The sequence below is a fragment of the Streptomyces sp. NPDC059247 genome (assembly GCF_042754005.1).
In the GTDB taxonomy this organism is placed as follows: domain Bacteria; phylum Actinomycetota; class Actinomycetes; order Streptomycetales; family Streptomycetaceae; genus Streptomyces.
Genome location: NZ_JBHYZW010000001.1, coordinates 801,442 through 818,688, shown reverse-complemented (window position 1 = coordinate 818,688; position 17,247 = coordinate 801,442). Strand labels below are relative to the sequence as shown.

The 17,247-nt window shown below is 73.7% G+C and carries 16 protein-coding genes and 2 riboswitches; of the genes, 10 read left to right on the top strand and 6 right to left on the bottom strand.

Annotation, left to right across the window (positions count from 1 at the left end):
- Positions 1 to 44 precede the first annotated feature (44 nt).
- Positions 45 to 527 carry a DUF4430 domain-containing protein gene (locus ACFXGN_RS03410; RefSeq protein ID WP_384852795.1) on the top strand — a complete coding sequence of 161 codons (483 nt, stop codon included), beginning with the start codon at positions 45 to 47 and terminating at the stop codon, positions 525 to 527.
- 79 nt (positions 528 to 606) lie between these two features.
- Here the strand turns inward: ACFXGN_RS03410 and ACFXGN_RS03405 are convergent, their stop codons facing one another.
- Positions 607 to 2,019 (bottom strand): hypothetical protein, encoded by a 1,413-nt coding sequence (locus ACFXGN_RS03405; RefSeq protein ID WP_384852792.1) that lies wholly within the window; start codon positions 2,017 to 2,019, stop codon positions 607 to 609.
- 139 nt (positions 2,020 to 2,158) lie between these two features.
- Positions 2,159 to 2,237, bottom strand: a riboswitch (cobalamin riboswitch).
- Between the two features lie 160 nt (positions 2,238 to 2,397).
- A riboswitch (cobalamin riboswitch) is annotated at positions 2,398 to 2,468 on the top strand.
- 133 nt (positions 2,469 to 2,601) lie between these two features.
- On the opposite strand from ACFXGN_RS03405, the gene ACFXGN_RS03400 reads away from it, so the two are divergent.
- From ACFXGN_RS03400 to ACFXGN_RS03375, 6 genes are all read left to right on the top strand, one after another.
- Positions 2,602 to 5,601: a prenyltransferase/squalene oxidase repeat-containing protein gene (locus ACFXGN_RS03400; protein ID WP_384852789.1), complete on the top strand. Its 3,000-nt coding sequence runs from the start codon at positions 2,602 to 2,604 to the stop codon at positions 5,599 to 5,601.
- Positions 5,598 to 6,548, top strand: a complete 951-nt coding sequence (locus tag ACFXGN_RS03395) for a hypothetical protein (RefSeq protein ID WP_384852786.1) — start codon at positions 5,598 to 5,600, stop codon at positions 6,546 to 6,548. Before ACFXGN_RS03400 ends, ACFXGN_RS03395 begins: the two co-directional genes overlap by 4 nt.
- Before the next feature lie 3 nt (positions 6,549 to 6,551).
- Positions 6,552 to 7,736 (top strand): energy-coupling factor transporter transmembrane component T, encoded by a 1,185-nt coding sequence (locus ACFXGN_RS03390; protein WP_384852784.1) that lies wholly within the window; start codon positions 6,552 to 6,554, stop codon positions 7,734 to 7,736.
- Positions 7,733 to 9,388, top strand: a complete 1,656-nt coding sequence (locus tag ACFXGN_RS03385) for an ABC transporter ATP-binding protein (protein ID WP_384852781.1) — start codon at positions 7,733 to 7,735, stop codon at positions 9,386 to 9,388. Before ACFXGN_RS03390 ends, ACFXGN_RS03385 begins: the two co-directional genes overlap by 4 nt.
- A complete protein-coding gene (locus tag ACFXGN_RS03380) occupies positions 9,385 to 10,206 on the top strand; it encodes an ECF transporter S component (RefSeq protein WP_384852778.1) in 822 nt (273 codons plus the stop codon). The genes ACFXGN_RS03385 and ACFXGN_RS03380 overlap by 4 nt, the downstream gene beginning before the upstream one ends.
- A gap of 208 nt (positions 10,207 to 10,414) precedes the next feature.
- Positions 10,415 to 11,146: a YoaK family protein gene (locus tag ACFXGN_RS03375; RefSeq protein ID WP_384852777.1), complete on the top strand. Its 732-nt coding sequence runs from the start codon at positions 10,415 to 10,417 to the stop codon at positions 11,144 to 11,146.
- A gap of 31 nt (positions 11,147 to 11,177) precedes the next feature.
- Here ACFXGN_RS03375 and ACFXGN_RS03370 read toward each other — a convergent pair whose 3' ends face one another.
- Positions 11,178 to 12,080: an ABC transporter permease gene (locus ACFXGN_RS03370; protein WP_384852774.1), complete on the bottom strand. Its 903-nt coding sequence runs from the start codon at positions 12,078 to 12,080 to the stop codon at positions 11,178 to 11,180.
- Positions 12,081 to 12,464: 384 nt separating this feature from the next.
- On the opposite strand from ACFXGN_RS03370, the gene ACFXGN_RS03365 reads away from it, so the two are divergent.
- A complete protein-coding gene (locus ACFXGN_RS03365) occupies positions 12,465 to 13,037 on the top strand; it encodes a dihydrofolate reductase family protein (RefSeq protein ID WP_384852771.1) in 573 nt (190 codons plus the stop codon).
- On the opposite strand, the gene ACFXGN_RS03360 is transcribed toward ACFXGN_RS03365, so the two are convergent.
- Positions 13,010 to 13,384 (bottom strand): hypothetical protein, encoded by a 375-nt coding sequence (locus ACFXGN_RS03360; RefSeq protein ID WP_384852768.1) that lies wholly within the window; start codon positions 13,382 to 13,384, stop codon positions 13,010 to 13,012. The genes ACFXGN_RS03365 and ACFXGN_RS03360 overlap by 28 nt on opposite strands.
- A 482-nt stretch (positions 13,385 to 13,866) precedes the next feature.
- Here ACFXGN_RS03360 and ACFXGN_RS03355 point away from each other — a divergent pair, with 482 nt between their 5' ends.
- Entirely contained in the window at positions 13,867 to 14,373 is a 507-nt protein-coding gene (locus ACFXGN_RS03355; RefSeq protein ID WP_384852767.1) for a hypothetical protein, read from the top strand.
- Positions 14,374 to 14,465: 92 nt separating this feature from the next.
- Here the strand turns inward: ACFXGN_RS03355 and ACFXGN_RS03350 are convergent, their stop codons facing one another.
- The gene (locus ACFXGN_RS03350) at positions 14,466 to 14,969 is read right to left on the bottom strand and encodes a hypothetical protein (RefSeq protein WP_384852764.1); all 504 of its coding nucleotides are present in this window, start codon (positions 14,967 to 14,969) and stop codon (positions 14,466 to 14,468) included.
- A 307-nt stretch (positions 14,970 to 15,276) separates the two neighbouring features.
- On the bottom strand, positions 15,277 to 16,242 hold the full coding sequence (locus tag ACFXGN_RS03345) for a pirin family protein (RefSeq protein ID WP_384852761.1): 966 nt from the start codon (positions 16,240 to 16,242) through the stop codon (positions 15,277 to 15,279).
- Positions 16,243 to 16,343: 101 nt separating this feature from the next.
- Here ACFXGN_RS03345 and ACFXGN_RS03340 point away from each other — a divergent pair, with 101 nt between their 5' ends.
- Positions 16,344 to 16,691, top strand: a complete 348-nt coding sequence (locus ACFXGN_RS03340; RefSeq protein WP_384852759.1) for a tetratricopeptide repeat protein — start codon at positions 16,344 to 16,346, stop codon at positions 16,689 to 16,691.
- 253 nt (positions 16,692 to 16,944) lie between these two features.
- Here ACFXGN_RS03340 and ACFXGN_RS03335 read toward each other — a convergent pair whose 3' ends face one another.
- The gene (locus ACFXGN_RS03335) at positions 16,945 to 17,115 is read right to left on the bottom strand and encodes a hypothetical protein (protein ID WP_384852756.1); all 171 of its coding nucleotides are present in this window, start codon (positions 17,113 to 17,115) and stop codon (positions 16,945 to 16,947) included.
- Positions 17,116 to 17,247 lie beyond the last annotated feature (132 nt).

The window sequence follows — 17,247 nt, the reverse complement described above, 5'->3', positions numbered from 1 at the left end:
CGGACAGGGCCGTCCGCGCGCCCGCCCCGTCCGAAAGGCATCACATGCGCCCGCACCTCGCCCGTCACGCCCTCGTCGTCACGGCCGCCCTGGGGCTCGCCCTCACCACCGCGCCCGCCCTGGCGCACGCCGGGCCCACCACGAACGCGGCGGTCAAGGTCGGTCTGACCGTGCAGGGTCCGAACGGGCTGCTGTTCAAGGGCAAGATCAGGACCAAGGGCCATGACGTGACCACGGCCACCGGCGGGACCCACAAGTGCGACGGCACCAACGGCGCGGCCCATCCGACCGCCGTCCCCACGCCCACCGCCGCGCTGGACGACGCCGCCAGGAAGAACGGCTTCACCTGGGACGGCACCTGGTACGCCTCGTTCGACGACTTCTCCGTCGACACCGTCAAGAACGTCAGCGGCGGCGGCGCGGCCTACTGGAACATCGCGGTCAACGGCACGTCCACCCCGGTCGGCGGCTGCCAGTTCAAGCTGAACGCCGGTGACGAAGTCTCCTTCACCTGGACCGCGTTCTAGCGGCGCCGGACTCCGTCAGGGCCGGACACGAAGGACCGGGGGCGGGGGCCCGGCGCCACGGGCCCCCGCCCCCGGGGGATCAGGCTCCCCAGCGCAGCGCGATGGTGTCGCCGACGTTCACCGTCTTCTCCTTGAGGGCTCCGGTGAAGGCCGAGCCGTCGACGCCGACCTTCCAGGTGTTCGTACCGCTGCCGGACTTGCCGTTGAGCGTGGTGATCGCGCCGGTGCCCGCGGAGGGGGTCACTCCGGTGACGCAGCCGGACGGGGTGGCGGAGGTGGTCGCGGCGTCGAGGACCTCGCCGAGGGTGGTGGTCGCCGCCGTGGGCGTGAAGGACACCGAGCAGACCTTCAGGTTCCCGCTGCCGTCGTCGACGCTCAGCGCCAGCTTCGTGGCGGTGCCCGGGGTGAAGGCGGACTGGGCCACCCACCGGGTGGCGCCCGGGGTGACCGGGACCGGCGGAGCCGTGGTGAAGCCGCCTCCGGCGACGGCGCGCAGCGCGTCGATCGAGGAGTAGGAGGAGGGCGCGGTGTCGGCGGGCTTGTACTTGAAGCCGCCCGCCGGGGAGAACTGGTTGGCGATGAGGAAGTCGACCGGCGTCTTGGTGCTGACGGTGGTGAACTCCGCCGACTGCGGGTTGATCCCACAGGCGTTGAGGCCCGCGACGCCCCAGCCGTTGGAGCTGGTGTTGACCCCGTAGAGGGAGTTGAAGGCGCCCGAGGCGCTGACCAGCTTGCCCTTCAGGAAGTTCTTGGCCTGGACGACGTCCGTGTCGGTGCCGGGCACTCCGGAGGCGCACAGGGCGGCCATCGCGGCGCCGGTCATGTCGATGTCGCTCGCGGAGTTGATGCCGGTCGGGTTGCCCTCGACCTTCTGGTAGGTCCACCCGCCGTCGTTGTGCTGGTTGGCGCGCAGCTTGGCCACGAGCGCGTCGCTGAGCGCCTGCGGCACGCGGGCGGTGCCCGTCTGGGTCTTCGCGCCGCCCAGCGCGAGCGCGGCGAAGACGGTGCCGTTGAAGTTCGCGGACGGCCCGAAGTAACCCGGCTCGGCCGTCTGCCAGTACGCGTAGATGTCCGCGACGAGATTGCGGGAGGCGGAGACCCGGGCCGGGTCGATGCCCGCGGCGTACGCGTTGAGCGTGCCGCGCTCGTAGTCGGTGACCACCGGGGTCGCGGACGGCCAGGCGGCCGTGGACAGCAGGGTGCGGTAGACGGTCCTGGCGTTCTTGGTGGTGTCGCCGCCCGGGGCGACGTCGACGACCGCCGTCCCGGACGCGGCGAAGGCGCTGAACGCCCACTCGTTGGAGAGTCCCGATCCGGCGTAGGAACCGTCCGCCGCCTGAAGGGACTTGAGGTAGGCGACGCCATTGGTCCTGGACGTGGCGATCTGCGCGGGGGTGGAGGTCGCGAGGGCGGGCGGCACGGTGAGGGCGAGGGCGCCGAGCGCGGCGGGCACCGCGAGCGCGAGGCGGCGGGAGGTGCGGGGACGGGACATGGCCTGCTCCTGGAGATCGGCGGACGTCGGCCGCTCCGGGGTCACACCGCGTGCCGCCGTACGGGAGCACGGCCGGGCATGGCCGGGGGAGCCGCCGTCCGGAACGCGTGGTACGGCTTCGTGTACTGCGTCGCCGTATGGGCATTCGGGCTCGGGAGCGGCCCCCGCCGTCCCATACCGCTGCGCGTCAGCTCCGGCCTCGCACCGGATTCCCCCATGTGGCAGCCCAGGACGCTACCCCAGTGGTCAAAGGACCGCCAGCCGTGGCGGGTTCGGTCGCGGCGGCGCGCGGTCCGGGCGCCGGAGAGGGGGCACGGACCGTCTTGACGGCCGGAACCGATCCGTGTTGCACTCCGGCTGACATTCATTCAGCACCAGGGGAAGCCGGTCGGAATCCGGCACTGACCCGCAACCGTAGGCCCGGCCGGTGCCGGGCGAGTCGGAATGCCTGGAGCTGGGACATCGGTACGAAGAGCGCCGTCGCGGACTACGGCGTGGTCATCACCGCCTCCCCGTGGCACCACGGCCGTGTGGGGGCGCATCGCCACGCACGCAGCCGCCCGGCAGAGACGAGGGGCCGCGGTGGGGACCGAACAACAGGCGAAACGCCGGTCGGGAGCGGGACGGCGACCGCTGTCCCTGCTGACCGCCACCTTCCTGACGCTCGGCGCCGGAGTGGTGTTCCTCACGCGGGCCCCGGCGGCGGAGGCCGCTCCGGCCGAGAAGTGCACCCGCACGAAGGGCGCCGTCGTCGCCGTGGACTTCGGCCACTGGGGCGGCCCGGTGGTGCGCGGCTGCGACCTCACCCCCACCACCGGCTACGAACTGCTCAGGTCCGGCGGGTTCGGCACCACCGGGACGGGACACGACGGTCCCGGGTTCATCTGCCGCATCGGCAACAGCGGCTTCAAGAACGGCAAGCAGCACCCGACCCCCGCCGAGGAGGACTGCGTCCTCACCCCGCAGGCCACCGCCTACTGGTCGTACTGGATCGCCTCCCCCGGCCAGCGGAAGTGGACGTACAGCCCGCTGGGCGCCACGTCACGCACCCTCGAGCCCGGCGACGTGGACGCCTGGGTGTTCGGCGGCACCGACATCGGCGGCACCAAGGGCCGCCCCACCTTCACTCCCGACGACGTCCGCCCGCCGGGCGGCGACCCGCCCGCCCCCGGCGACCCGGCCGCGCCGAACGTGCCCCCCGGGAAAGTCGACCTGACCGCCGCGACCCGCTGGCTCACCGAGCGGCTGACGAACGGGCAGCGGGTCGTCGTCGAGGGCGACCCGGCGCCGAACTACCTCGCCACCACCGAGGTCGCCTACGCGCTGGCCTCCCTCGGCGACGCGAACCCGACGCCCCGCAGGATCGCCGACTACCTGGGCAGGACCGAGCACACCGAGGCGTACGCCTACCCGGCGGGGAAGGACGAGGCACCCGACGCCACCGCCGCCGCCCGCCTCGCGCTCGTCGCCGAGGCCACCGGCAAGGACCCCCGGGCCTTCGGCGGCCACGACCTCCTCGGCGATCTGCTGGCGAACGTCTGCCTCAGCGGCTCCGACGCGCCGCAGCCCGTCCCCGGCTGCGCGACCCGGGGCGACTTCCGCGGCACCGGACAGACCGAGGGCCAGGCCCTGGCCGTGATCGCGCTGCTGAGCGGCGGCGCGAAACCACCGGCCGACGCCGTGACCCGGCTCGCCGAACTCCAGTGCGACGACGGCGGGTTCCCCAGCTTCCTGATCCTGGACGGCCAGGTGTGCGAGAGCGAGGCCGGAAGCACCGCCCTCGTCGCCCTCGCGCTCCAGACGGCGGGCGGCCACACCCCCGCGGTGACCAGGGCCCGTTCCTCGCTCAAGAAGGCCCAGTTCAGGACGGGCGCCTGGCCCGCCGCCTCGTACAGCGTCCCGGGCAGCGCCCACGCCACCGGCTGGGTGGCCCAGACCCTGCGGGCCCTGGGCGACCCGGCGCACGCCGACGCGGCGGTCTCCTGGCTCTCCCGTCAGCAACTCCCGGGCGGTGGCTTCGCCTTCGAGGAGGGGACCACCGACCCGCTGCTCTACGCCACCACCGCGGCCGTCGTCGCGGGCGCCAGGAGCGATCTGGTGACGCTGACCACCCCGGAGCCCCCGACCCCGCCGACCACACCCCCCACGGGGCCGCCCACGACGGGACCCACCGCTCCCCCGGCCGGTGAGGGCCCGGACCTGAGGAAGGGCTCGGCCTTCCTCACCGACCACAAACGCCTGGTCCAGGGCCGGTACTACGAGGGCAGTCCCCGCTTCGCGGACTACGGCCTGACCATCGACGGCGCCTACGCGCTCGCCGCCACCGGCCACGACGACGCCACCCTGCGCGACATCGTCGACTTCCTCGACAAGGGCGGCGAGGACGCCTCGGGCCGGGGGGTCCACGACTGGACGAAGATCGGGACCAAGTACGCCGGCGGCGGCTTCATCGGCAAGGCGGCGGTGCTCGCCGAGTCCGTGGGCCGCGACCCGCGCGACTTCGGCGGGCGGGACCTGATCGCCGCCCTGGCCGAGGGCGTCTGCCCGGCGGCGACCCCCGCCGAACCCCGCAAGTGCGCGGGCAAGGGCAACTACACGTACGCCACCTCGGTCTTCTCCCAGTCCCTCGGTGTCATCGCCCAGGTCCGGGCGGGCGAGACGGCCGCCGCGTCCGGGGCCATCGCCTATCTCAAGAGCCTCCAGGACCCGTCCACCGGTGCCTGGCCCAGCCTCATCGGCGAGCCGAGCGCCGTCGAGGCCGACTCGACCGCGATGGCCGCGATGGCCCTGGACCTGCTGCCCGACGCCGGATCCCAGGCCGCCGTGGACAAGTCGCTCGCCTGGCTGGCCGCCCAGCAGCTCCCCGACGGCGGCTTCACGGGCGCCTCCGGGAACTCGGTGAACTCCGCCGCCCTCGCCGTCCAGGGCCTGTCGCTGGACGCCGGGAAGTACCCGGCCCAGATCGCGAAGGCCCGGAAGTTCCTCGCCTCGCAGCAGAACGAGGACGGCGGCTTCAACGTCGTCAAGGGCGGCCAGCCCGGATCGGACGTCCGCGCCTCCACCCAGGCGGTCGGCGGAGCCACCGGCGTCTCCTTCGGCACCCTGACCCGTGACCTGAGCGGCACCACCGCCCGGCCCGTCCCGAGCACCGCCCCGGAGCCCACCCCCTCCACCCCACGGATCATCACCGCGGGCGAGGAGCCCGGAGGCACCGGGGGCACCGGCGGCGGCAGCCTCGCCGCGACCGGCTCCCAGGTCACCGGCCTCGCCGTCGCGGCCGTCCTCCTGGTCCTCGGCGGCTGGGTCACGACCCGGACCACCCGGTTCCACCGCACAGCCACCGAAGGCCCGACGCCCGCACCCGGCCACAGGACCGACGGCGGACCGAGGCCCACACCGGGCCGCCGTACGACCAAGGGCGGGCCGAGGCCCACATCCGGCCGTACGACCAAGAGCGGGCCGAGGCCCACACCCGGCCGTACGACCGACAGCGACCGGACCGCCGGGTCCGGCCGCGCCACCGACGACGACCCGACACCCGCACCCGCACCCGACCGCGCCACCGACGGGGGCCCAGCGTGACCGCCCGCCGCGCCCCGCGCGCCCTCGCCCGTACGGCCACCGCGCTGGGTCTGACGGTGGCGGCCCTCGGCACCACCACGGCCCCGGCGGGGGCCGCCCCGCAGCCGATGGGCCGGTGCACCACCTCGTCGGGCGCCGTCCTCGCCGTCGACTTCAGCCACTGGGGCGGGCCCGTCTACCGCTCGTGCGGCACGACACCCACCACCGGCTACGAACTCCTGAACCAGGGCGGCTGGCGGACCACCGGCACCGGCCACGACGGCCCCGCCTTCATCTGCCGCATCGGCTACAGCGGCCACCAGGGCGGCAAGCAGTACCCGACCCCCCGCCAGGACGACTGCGTCCTCACCCCGCCCGCCTCCGCGTACTGGTCGTACTGGCACGCCGACCCGGGCCGGAACACCTGGACGTACAGCCAGCTCGGCGCCATGCTCTACCGGCCGAAGCCGGGCAGCGTCGACCTGTGGATCTTCGGCGGCACCGACATCGAGGGCACCCGGGGCCGCCCCACCCTCACCCCCGACCAGCTCCGAGCGAAGAACACCCGGCCCACGGGGGGCGGCACGCCCGTGCCCGAGGACCACAGGACCGCGCCGCCGCTGCCGCCGGACGTCGGCACCGGGCCCGCCCCGGAGAATCCGCCACCGGCCGATCCCACCCCTCCCCCGACGACAGCGCCTCCGAAGAAGACGCCTTCCCCTCCGGTGTCACGGACCCCGTCCCCTGCGCACAGCCCGTCGCCGAGCCCGTCGACGACCGCCCCCGTGCCGCCGCCGTCCTCCGCTCCCCCCGTCGCCCCCGGCCCCAGGGTGGTGGACGCGGCGCCCGCCGCCGACGCCTCCCACGACGCGGGCTCGTACGTGCCCGCCGCCGTCACCGGGGTGCTGGGGCTGCTGATCGGCGCCGCCGCCGTCTTCGCGGCCAAGCGCCGCCGCCGTACGGAGTAACGCGTGCCCCGCACCCCCTCGGCAGCCACCGAGCCGTCCGCGTCCGGCCTCGCGCCGGACGCGGGGGGCCGCCGTCTGCCCCGCACCCTGCACCCGGTCGCCTGGTGGATCTGGGCCCTGGCCCTCGCCACCGCCGTCAGCCGCACGAACAACCCGCTGCTGCTCTTCCTGGTCCTCGCCGTCCTCGGATACGTCATCACCGTGCGCCGCACCGAAGCCCCCTGGGCGCGCGGCTTCAAGTACTACCTGTACCTCGCCCTCACCGTGGTGGCCCTCCGGGTCGTCTTCCGCGCGGTCTTCGCCACCGGGATCACCCCCCACGACCACTTCCTCTTCGCCCTCCCGCACGTCCCCACCCCCGACTGGTACGCGGGCATCCAGATCGGCGGCCCGGTCTCCCTGGAGGCGCTGCTCTCCGCCGCGACCGACGGACTCCGGCTCGCCGCCATGCTCTGCTGCGTCGGCGCCGCGAACACCCTCGCCAACCCCAAGCGGGCCCTGCGCGTCCTGCCGGGCGCGCTGTACGAACTCGGCGTCGCCGTCACCGTCTCGCTCAGCGTGGCGCCCCAACTCGTCCAGAGCGTCCAGCGGGTGCACCGGGCGCGGCGGCTGCGCGCCGGACGCTCCAAGGGGCTGCGCGCGCTGCGGGGCATCATCGTCCCGGTCCTCGAAGACGCCCTGGAGCGGTCCCTGCGGCTCGCCGCCGCCATGGACTCCCGGGGCTACGGCCGGGCCGGGACCGCCACCCGCCGCTCCCGCCGGGCCACCGGCGCCCTGATGCTGCTCGGCATGTGCGGCCTGTGCGCGGGCGCGTACGGGCTCCTCGACGCCACCGCGCCCGCCCTGCTCGGCTTCCCCGCGCTCGCGGCGGGGACCGGGCTGTGCGTGGCCGGGCTCCGGCTCGGCGGGCGTCGGGTCACCCGCACCACCTACCGGCCCGACCCCTGGCGGGCCGCCGAGTGGGGCGTCGCCGGGTGCGGGGTGCTGTCCGCCGTACTGCTCTTCGGCGGGGCGGGCTTCGACGCCGCCGAGCTGAACCCGTCGATCTATCCGCTCAGTTGGCCCACCCTTCCCCCCGTACCGGCCGCCGCGATCCTGCTGGCCGGGGCCGCCGGGTTCCTGGCCCCGCCCCCGGGCCCGCCCGTCCGGCCGGCCGTCCCTCCGCAGCGCACCGAGGAAGTCATGTGATCACCTTCGACCAGGTCACCGTCCGGTACGAGGACACGGCCGAGCCCGTCCTGCGGGACGTGGACCTCACGGTGGAGGAGGGCGAACTCTGCCTCGTCGTCGGCCACACCGGCGTCGGGAAGTCCACCCTCCTCGGCGCCGTCAACGGTCTCGTCCCGCACTTCACGGGCGGCACCCTGTACGGCACCGTCACCGTCGACGGGCGCGACACCGCGAGCCATCCGCCGCGCGAACTCGCCGATGTCGTCGGTGTCGTCGGGCAGGACCCGCTCGACGGCTTCGTCACCGACACCGTCGAGGAGGAACTCGCCTACGCGATGGAACAGTTGGCCGTCCCTCCGGCGACGATGCGGAAGCGGGTGGAGGAGACCCTCGACCTGCTCGGTCTGGCGGACCTGCGCCACCGGGCCCTGCACGAGCTGTCCGGCGGCCAGCAGCAGCGCGTCGCCATCGGCTCCGTCCTGACCGCGCACCCCCGGGTCCTCGTCCTCGACGAACCCACCTCGGCCCTGGACCCCACGGCCGCCGAGGAGGTCCTCGCCGCCGTCACCCGGCTCGTCCACGACCTCGGCGTCACCGTCCTGCTCGCCGAGCACCGGCTGGAACGGGTGGTGCAGTACGCGGACCGCGTCATCCACCTCCCCGGGGACGGACGGGTGGTCTCCGGGCCGCCCGCGGAGATCTTCCGCACCTCGTCCATCGCCCCGCCCATCGTCGAACTCGGCCGGAGCGCCGCCTGGTCGCCGCTGCCCCTCTCGGTCCGCGACGCCCGCCGGGCCGCGGCCCCCCTGCGGGCCCGGCTGCGCGACACGCCTCCCCCTCCGGTGCGGACCGCGCCGGACCCGGACCGCGCCGCCCTCCTCACCGCCCGGGGCGTCACCGTGTCGTACCAGGGCGTGCCCGCCGTCCGGGAGGTCGATCTCGACCTGTACGGCGGGGAGGTCACCGCCCTGATGGGGCGCAACGGGTCCGGCAAGTCCTCCCTGCTGTGGGCGCTCCAGGGCTCCGGCCCCCGCAGGTCGGGCTCGGTGTCGGTGGGGAGCGACGGCGCCGCGAAGGCGCGCGACCCCCGGAAGGTACCGGCGGCCGAGGCCCGGCGGCTCGTCGGGCTGGTGCCGCAGACCCCCACGGATCTCCTCTATCTGGAGAGCGTCAAGCAGGAACTCGCCCAGGCGGACGCCGAGTCGGGGGTCACGGACGGGGGCGTCACGGCCCGTGCCCTGCTGGACCGGCTGGCCCCCGGCATCCCCGACACCAGCCATCCCCGGGATCTGTCGGAGGGTCAGAAACTGGCGCTCGTCCTGGCGATCCAGCTCGCCGCGGCCCCCCGGGTCCTGCTGCTCGACGAACCCACCCGGGGTCTCGACTACCGTGCCAAGGGCGCGTTGACCGGCATCGTGGACTCGCTCGCCGCCGAGGGGCGCTCCGTCGTCGTCTCCACCCACGACGTGGAGTTCGTCGCCCGGTCCGCCGACCGGGTCGTGGTCATGGCCGAGGGGGACGTCGTCGCGGACGGGCCCACCGCGGAGGTCATCGTCGCCTCCCCCGTCTTCGCCCCGCAGACCGCGAAGATCCTGGCCCCGCTGCCCTTCCTCACGGTGGACCAGGTGGCCGCCGTGCTCGGCGCCGACGGAACGGACCCGGACGCGTGAGCGGGCGCACCACGGCCATCCGCATCCGCGCGCGGGCCGGGGTCGTCATCGCCCTGGCGTCCTTCCTCGGCGTGGTCGCGTTCTTCTGGCCCTTCCTGGTCGCGCCGGGCAAGTTCGGCTCGCACTACGCCCCTCCCCTCATCTTCGGCGTCCTGCTCGTGATCGTGCTGTCCGTGGTGATCTCGGAGATCGCCGAGGGCGGCATCGACTCCAAGGCCCTGGCCATGCTGGGGGTGCTCTCGGCGGTCAACGCGGCGATCCGCCCGCTCGGGGCGGGCACGGCGGGCATCGAGACGGTGTTCTTCGTCCTGGTGCTCGCGGGCCGGGTGTACGGACCCGGCTTCGGGTTCACCCTCGGCTGCACCTCCCTCTTCGCCTCGGCGCTGATCACCGGCGGGGTCGGGCCCTGGATGCCGTACCAGATGTTCGGCTGCGCCTTCGTCGGGATGCTCGCGGGTTTCCTCCCGAAGGCCACGGGGCGCCGGGAGATCGCGATGCTGGCGGTGTACGGCTCGCTCTCCGGCTATCTCTTCGGGTTCCTCCTGAACCTGTCCTTCTGGCCCTTCTCCCTGGACCCGAACAGCTCCATCGCCTATCTTCCCGGGCTGCCCTTCACCGAGCAGTTCCAGCGGTACGTCGCCTTCGACCTGGCCACGTCCCTCGGCTGGGACACGGGCCGGGCCGTCACCAACTTCGTCGCCGTCACCCTGGCGGGCCCGGCCGTCCTCACGGTCTTCCGCCGTGCCGCCCGCAAGGCCCGCTTCCAGGCCCCGGTGCGTTTCGCGTCCCCGCCGGGTCCGGGCGGGGACGCGGTCTGACGGGAGAGCGCGGAGAGGCTCGCGGCCCGTCCGCCCCCTGTTCAGGGCGCTCGTCGCCGTGGCCGTCGGGTGGCGCGACGGGCGACGGGGACACCACGATGAGTACGGGCTTCCGCGCTTCCCCGGGGTCGTCGCCGGAGGCTCGCGTCCACCGGCCCGTCCTCCACGGGCGGCGGGCGGCGGACCGTCGAGGAAGGAGCGGTCGGGAATGCGCGCACTGCTGGCCGACGCGGCCCGCACGCTGGTCCCCTCGAAGGGGGACCGGCACGGTCCGCTGCCGCCGTTGATGCTGGCCCTCACGGTCGTGACGGGTCTGGTGGACGCGGTGAGCTATCTGGGGCTCGGGCACGTCTTCGTCGCCAACATGACGGGCAACGTGGTGTTCCTCGGCTTCGCCCTGGCGGGCGCGGGCGGTCTGTCGGCCCTGGCCTCGGTGGTCTCCCTCGCGGCCTTCCTCACGGGCGCGGTCGCCGGGGGCCGCTTCGGCGTACGGTTCGGCGGGCACCGGGGGCGGCTGCTGGCGGGGGCCATGGCCGTACAGGCGGTGCTGTTCGCCGGGGCCCTCGGCACGGCCCTCGCGGGACACGACGGTACGACCGCCGCCGTCCGGTACACCCTGATCGTGCTCCTCGGACTGGGCATGGGGCTGCAGAACGCGGTCGCCCGGCGGCTCGGCGTCCCGGACCTGACGACGACCGTCCTCACCCTCACCCTGACCGGGATCGCCGCCGACTCCGGCACGTCCCGCGGGGCGGCGCCCCGGCCCGGTCGCCGGATCCTGTCCGTACTGGCGATGTTCCTCGGCGCCCTGGCCGGGGCCCTGCTCCTGAAGGTCGGCGTCTCCCTCGTCCTGGCCGTGGCGCTGACGCTGCTCGTGGCGGGTGCGGTGGCCCTGTGGCGGCTCTCGGTCCCGGGCACGGTGTGGGCCCGGGCCCCGTAGGGTCCCGTGCGGGGCGCTCCGGCCCTTGGGCTCAGCCCTCCTCAGGGCGTCCGTCCCCTTTCTCCCGGGAGCCGCGTGCGGTGGTGGGCCGGGGCCCGGCTCCGGGGCGGAGGCCGTACCACCGTTGCGCCCCCGCCCGCCCGGGTGCGGGGACGGCGGTGGGCGGCGGGGCGGTGAGACGGGAGCGGACGACCAGTTCCAGGGTGACGGTCACCGCGACGGCCTGGACGGCCATGAGGGCGACGAGGACGAACAGCTGGACGACCCCCGCGGTGAGGGGGTCGGCTCCGCCCAGGAGCATTCCGACGAACGCGCCGGGCAGGGTGACCAGGCCGACCGTACGGGTCTGGTCCAGGCCCGGGACCAGGGCGTCGGCCGCCGCGGGCCGGGCGATCTCGATCCGGGCGTCCCGTCCGCTCAGTCCGAGGGCGAGCCCGGCCTCGACCTCGCCGTGGCGCTGGGCGAGGACGGACAGGCTCTGGCGTCCGGCGAGGACCGTCGCGGTGAGCGCGCCGCCGATGAGGATGCCGGTGACGGGGATGAGCGCGATGCCGCGCGGCGGCAGCAGGCCGGTGACGAGCAGCAGGACGACGACCGGGGCGACCCCCGTGGCGATCGGCACCGCCGTCCACCACCAGGTGGCGTCGGAGGTGACCCTGCGGCCCGCGGTGCGCACGGCGACCCCGTACATCAGCAGCAGGAAGGCGGGCAGGCCGGTGGGCGAGGCGACGACCCAGCCGATGACCAGGGAGACCGCCGCCAGTTGCAGGGCCGCCCTGATGCCCGCGACGGCGGCTTCGCGGGCCCGCCCGGAACCCTGGTCAGGAGAGAGCCGGGCGACGGCGGTCACCACGACCGCGACGGCGAGGAGCAGTCCGAGGACGACGCCGAGGGAGACGTCGACCGGGAGGAGGGCGGCTGAGGCGGAGTTCATCGCTGGACCCGTCGACGGCGGTGTGGGGCGCTCGGGCGGTGAGGGCGCTGTGCGGGAGCGAGTCTGCATCGGAAAGGCCCCGGCGCGCACCCCGCTCGGCGGACCGGGCCCCGGATGCGCCCCGGAACCGGCCGGACCGTCCCGCACCGGAGCCCACGACGACCCAGCCGACGAGGTCGGCGGCACCCCTGCGAACGGCGTGAGCACCGGGCCGGTCGAGGAAGCCCGCACCGGGCGCCGTGTCGACGAGGGCGCGGGAACGGGTACTCAGGACAGCGGGGACGCTCCGGGCCGAGGAAGCCCGGCGGCAGCAGGCCGGAAGGCGCCCCGCGAGCCGTCGCGGTGCCGCCGTCGTACGGTCGGGAGTGACGAGGAGGACCGCTGATGCGCAAGGTGACGTATTCGATGGGTGTCTCGCTCGACGGCTATGTCGTCGGTCCGGACGGCACCTTCGACTGGACGGCGATCGACGAGGAGTTCTCCCGCCTCGTCATCGACGAGATCCGGGACGTCGGCGTCCATCTGCTGGGCAGACGGCTGTACGAGACGATGCTGTACTGGGAGACGGCCGATCAGGACCCTTCGCTCGACGCCTCGATGCGCGAATGGGCCGCGATCTGGAATCCGCTGCCCAAGGTGGTGTTCTCCACCACGCTGTCCACCGTGCGGGGCAACGCCCGGCTGGCCACCGGCGGTCTGGCGGAGGAGATCCGGCGCTTGCGGGCCGAGCCCGGGGAGGGCGACATCGCGATCGGGGGCGCGACGCTCGCCGCCGAGGCGGCCGGGGCGGGCCTGATCGACGAATACCTGCTGAGGGTGTGCCCGGTGCTGGTGGGCGGCGGGCTTCCCTTCTTCGCCCGGCACGAACGGCGGGTGGACCTGGAACTGCTGGAGTCGCGCACGCTCGGCTCGGGAGTGGTCCACCTCCGCTACCGGGTCCGGCACCCGTCCCCGTAGGACGGGGAGAGCCACCAGACCGGGCCGGTGGTGGTCTCGACGGGTTCGCCCGAGACGCGCAGGGTCAGGTCGTTGTCGAACGTGACGCCGAGCGACCCGTCCGGGTTCTCGACGGCCGTCACCACGTACCGGTTGTTGAGGCGGGCCAGCTCCGGCAGCGGGTTGTCCGGGGCCCCGGCCCGCCCGGAACCGGCGTCACCGGGCGCCGTGACCAGCCAGTAGGTGTCCAGGTAGAGCCGCAGCTCGCGCTCCGGGTCGCTCTCGGTGTCGAGAAAGGTGAGGAAGGGCCACGCCTGACGCTCACCCACCTCGACGACCAGCTTTCCTGGCAGGTGCTCAACGGTCATCGGGGCATCCCTTGCAGAGGTACGTGTACCGGTGGCTCGCACCCCCGTGGATGTACGCCCCCCTTTGCGCGCGGCTCGCCGCACTCCGCCACCGGAGCGGGACGGGGCTCAGCTCCCTCACCCGTTCCTCGGTCTTGCCCCTGAAGCCTCTGAAGCACCTGAAGCACCTGGGCGCGCTGGGGGCTTCCTGGTGAACCGGACTGACGGGTGAGTGCCTGCCGCTGGTGGACGGGGCGCACGGCCCGGCGAACCGGGACGGCCGAAGATACCCCGCTCCGAGCGAGGTCGGCAAAGGCGACGTGGTGGGTGGAGCGGCTCGGCACGTAGCACCCGCCGTTCACGGGGCGGGCATCGCTCCAGGCACGATCCCGCCCGCGAGCGGGGTCCGGGGACCCGGTCGGACACGCGCAAGATCTTCACATCTTCAACAAGATGCGTATCTTGATCGTCACTCAAGCACCCTCAGTACCTGGGAGTTCTCCATGGTCAGATCGCTCGGCAGCCGGATGAAGACCGCGAGGAAGCGTCATTTGGGCGTGCTCACCGCCGTCGCCGCCGTCCTGTCACTCGCCGCCTGCGGACCGGCCACCCCCACCAGCGGTCCCGGCACCAGCGCCACGACCAGCGCGAGCACCAGCCCCGTGCTGACGCCGAGCCCGAGTCTCAGCGTCACCCCCAGCGCCGACCCCACCACGGCGACGCGGACGCCTCCGACACCCTCCGCCGAGCCCACCACCAAGGCTCCCGCACCGGCCACCACCGAGCCCGCCCCCGCCCCGCCGGCTCCTCCCCGCACCCGCACGCAGGCCCCGGCACCGGAGCCCACCCAGGAGCCCACCGACTGCTATCCCCTGTCCAACGCCGGTAACTGCTACAAGGCCGGACAGATATGCCGGAAGGCCGATGTCGGTACGTCCGGACGAAGCGCCGACGGCCGCGCGATCCACTGCCGCGAGGACAGCGGCGTGGGGCAGCGCTGGGGCTACTGACCCGAAGCCGAACGCGTCCCGGTGACCCGCGACGAAGCCCCCGCCCGGGAGGGATCCGGACAAGCCGGGGGCTTCGTCATGTCCACCGGGTGTCAGCGGAAGAGCAGGGAGGAGCCACCGGCGGCGGTGGTGACCGATCCCGGGCAGAGGAAGCTGCCGGAGGTCTTCGTCGCGGTGAACGCCTGGTTCACGTACTTACGGGTGGTGCCGTCACGGTCCCACAGGACATTGGTCGCCTTGTAGCGGCAGGAGATGCCGAGCTGCGTTCCCGTGATGTCGATGACGTCGGCCTTCGCGTAGCCGGCCGTGTCGTCGAAGGTGACGTTGGGGTTGTTGTTGAGGGCGGCGGTGACGCCTCCGGTACAGCTCAGGCTGCCGCCCGGCTTGTTGATGCTGGTGCGGTCGATGGACAGCGCGGTGGGCGGGTTGGCGCTGGTCCGGGCGTTGGCCCAGGTGCAGGTGCTGCCCGCGACCACGATCACGCCGTCGACCTGTTGCGTCGCGGTGGGCCCGAAGGCGGTCGCCGTCGTGGCCGCTCCGGCGGTGGCTGCGATGATCAGGGCGGTGACGCACGAGAGTGTCGAGAACTGCCTCATGTCGCTCCTTCTGGCCGGCTCCTTGGGGGTGTGAGCGTCAAGGAAGGTCCCACAGGGACCTTGAATTGTCAGGGACTCGTCAATTCTTTGGCCGGATAGCGCTCCCTGAGCATCCCGGACAGCGGTCGCCGAGCCCGGCAAAGGGTCGGCATCTGCCCGATACGGGATTCGACACTCCCCCCGAGCCCAGCAGGCCCTCGACCCCGACCCGACCCCGACCCCGACCCCCGGACAGGCGGTGGATCGGGGTACAGACGTGGCGGCTACCGACGGGAGCGCGGCCAGCCCGGCCGGGCGTCCTCCCAGGTCACCGCACTCGTCCGCGCGGCTTCAGCGGGACGGCGGGCAGGTCCGGGGCGGGCAGCCGGGGGCCGTCGTAGCCGTGCACCTCGCCGAACCGCGAGCCCTTCTCCCAGTCGTCCCGCGCCTGCGCGATCTCGTCACCGGACCGGCCGACGAAGTTCCACCACATGACGATCTCCTCCTCGAAGGGCTCGCCGCCGAGGAGCATCAGGCCCGCGTCCGAGTCGGCGCGCAGCGGCAGCTCCGTACGGCCGCAGCCGAGGTAGAGCATGGAGCCGGGCAGGACGGGGACGCCGTCGACGTGGGCCTCGCCGGACATGGCCAGGACCGCGTACTCGAAGTCGGGATCCAGCGGGAGGTTCGTCTCCGTGCCCGAGGTCAGCGCGAGGTCGGCGCCGACGAGCGGGGTGTACGTGGTGCCGGGCGAGGCGGCGCCGTCGAGGGCGCCGAGGATCACGGTGGCGGTGAGGCCGGGCGCGGTGACCCGGGGCAGGTCGGCATGGTGCTGGAAGTGCGGTTCGACGTGCCGGTGCGCGTCGGGAAGGGCGACCCAGAGCTGGGCGCCGTGCAGGAAGCGGGCGTGCGGGCGGGGGCTCTCCTCGGAGTGTGAGATCGCACGGCCGGAGGTCATGAGGCCCAGTTCGCGCGGGCGGACGGTCTGGAGGCTGCCGGTGGAGTCACGGTGCAGGACCTCGCCCTCATGGAGCCAGCTGACGGTCTGGAGGCCCATGTGCGGGTGGGGCGGGACCCGCATACCCGGTTCCTCGGCGATGTCGTCGGGGCCGTAGTGGTCGACGAACGCCCAGGCGCCCACCATCCTCCGGCCCAGGTTGGGGAGCAGGCGGCGGACCTCGGTCGACTCTCCGAGGCGGACCCGGCGCGGGCTGAGGAGTTCCCGTACCGGCTCGGCGACGACGAACCCGCGCCCGCCGCACACGGTCAGGGCGGCCTGACGATCAAGATTGCTCATGACTCTCGACCCATCTACTGGAATGTTCAACCATCCAGGCTTGTTGACCTGGTCGACCGCCACACAGCGTGGCAGATCCGGGCCGCTGGAAAGGAAAGCAAGTGAGCGACACGTACTACGAGTTCGGAACGGCCGCGGAGCGCTGGGACCGAGCCCAGTTCTTCTTCGACGCGAAGGAGTACGGAACCGCCGTCCGCATCCTGCGGGGCCTCGTCGCCGAGCACCCGGAGCAGACGGCCCAGCGGCTCCTGCTCGCCCGCGCCTACTACCACTCCGCCCAGCTCTCCCGGGCCGAGACCGAGCTGCTCGCGGTCCTGGAGCGCGACCCGGTCGAGCAGTACGCCCGGCTGATGCTCGGCCGCACCCTGGAGCGCCAGGGCCGTCAGGACGAGGCCACACCGCATCTGCGGCTGGCCGCCGCGATGGCGGGCGAGACGCCGGACATCTGAGCCGACGCACCGCCCCGGCCTCGCCACACGCGCCCCGGGTCCCGTCACGGGACCCGGGGCGCACTCGTAGCCGTACGCGCCCTGGCCCGTACGGCTACGGCTACGGCTACGGCTACGGCTACGGCTCGGCCAACTGCCACAGCCGCGCACCGCTTCCCCACCCGGTGGGGCCTCACATCGCCTTGATACCCCCTCGCGGTATATTCGGCGCGGGAGGTTCATGACTGTGCGTGCACACCGGGCGGGACGCGGGCTACGGACGGAGGGTGCGCTGGCGCACCTTCTGCTCGTCGTCGTGCTCGCGCTCGGCGTGTTCCTGATGCACGCCGTCGGTCACCCCGAGGGGTCCGGCGGCGACACGACGAGCAGCGCCGGGCTTGTCTCCTCCGAGGTCTCCGAGGCCGGGGCCGGGGCCGGGGTCCATGGCTCCTCAGGGGCAGTCACCGTCGGAACCTCTGGTGCCTCTGGTGCCTCTGGTGCCTCTGGTGCCTCTGGTGCCTCTGGTGCCTCTGGTGCCTCTGGTGCCTCTGGTGCCTCTGGTGCCTCTGGTGCCTCT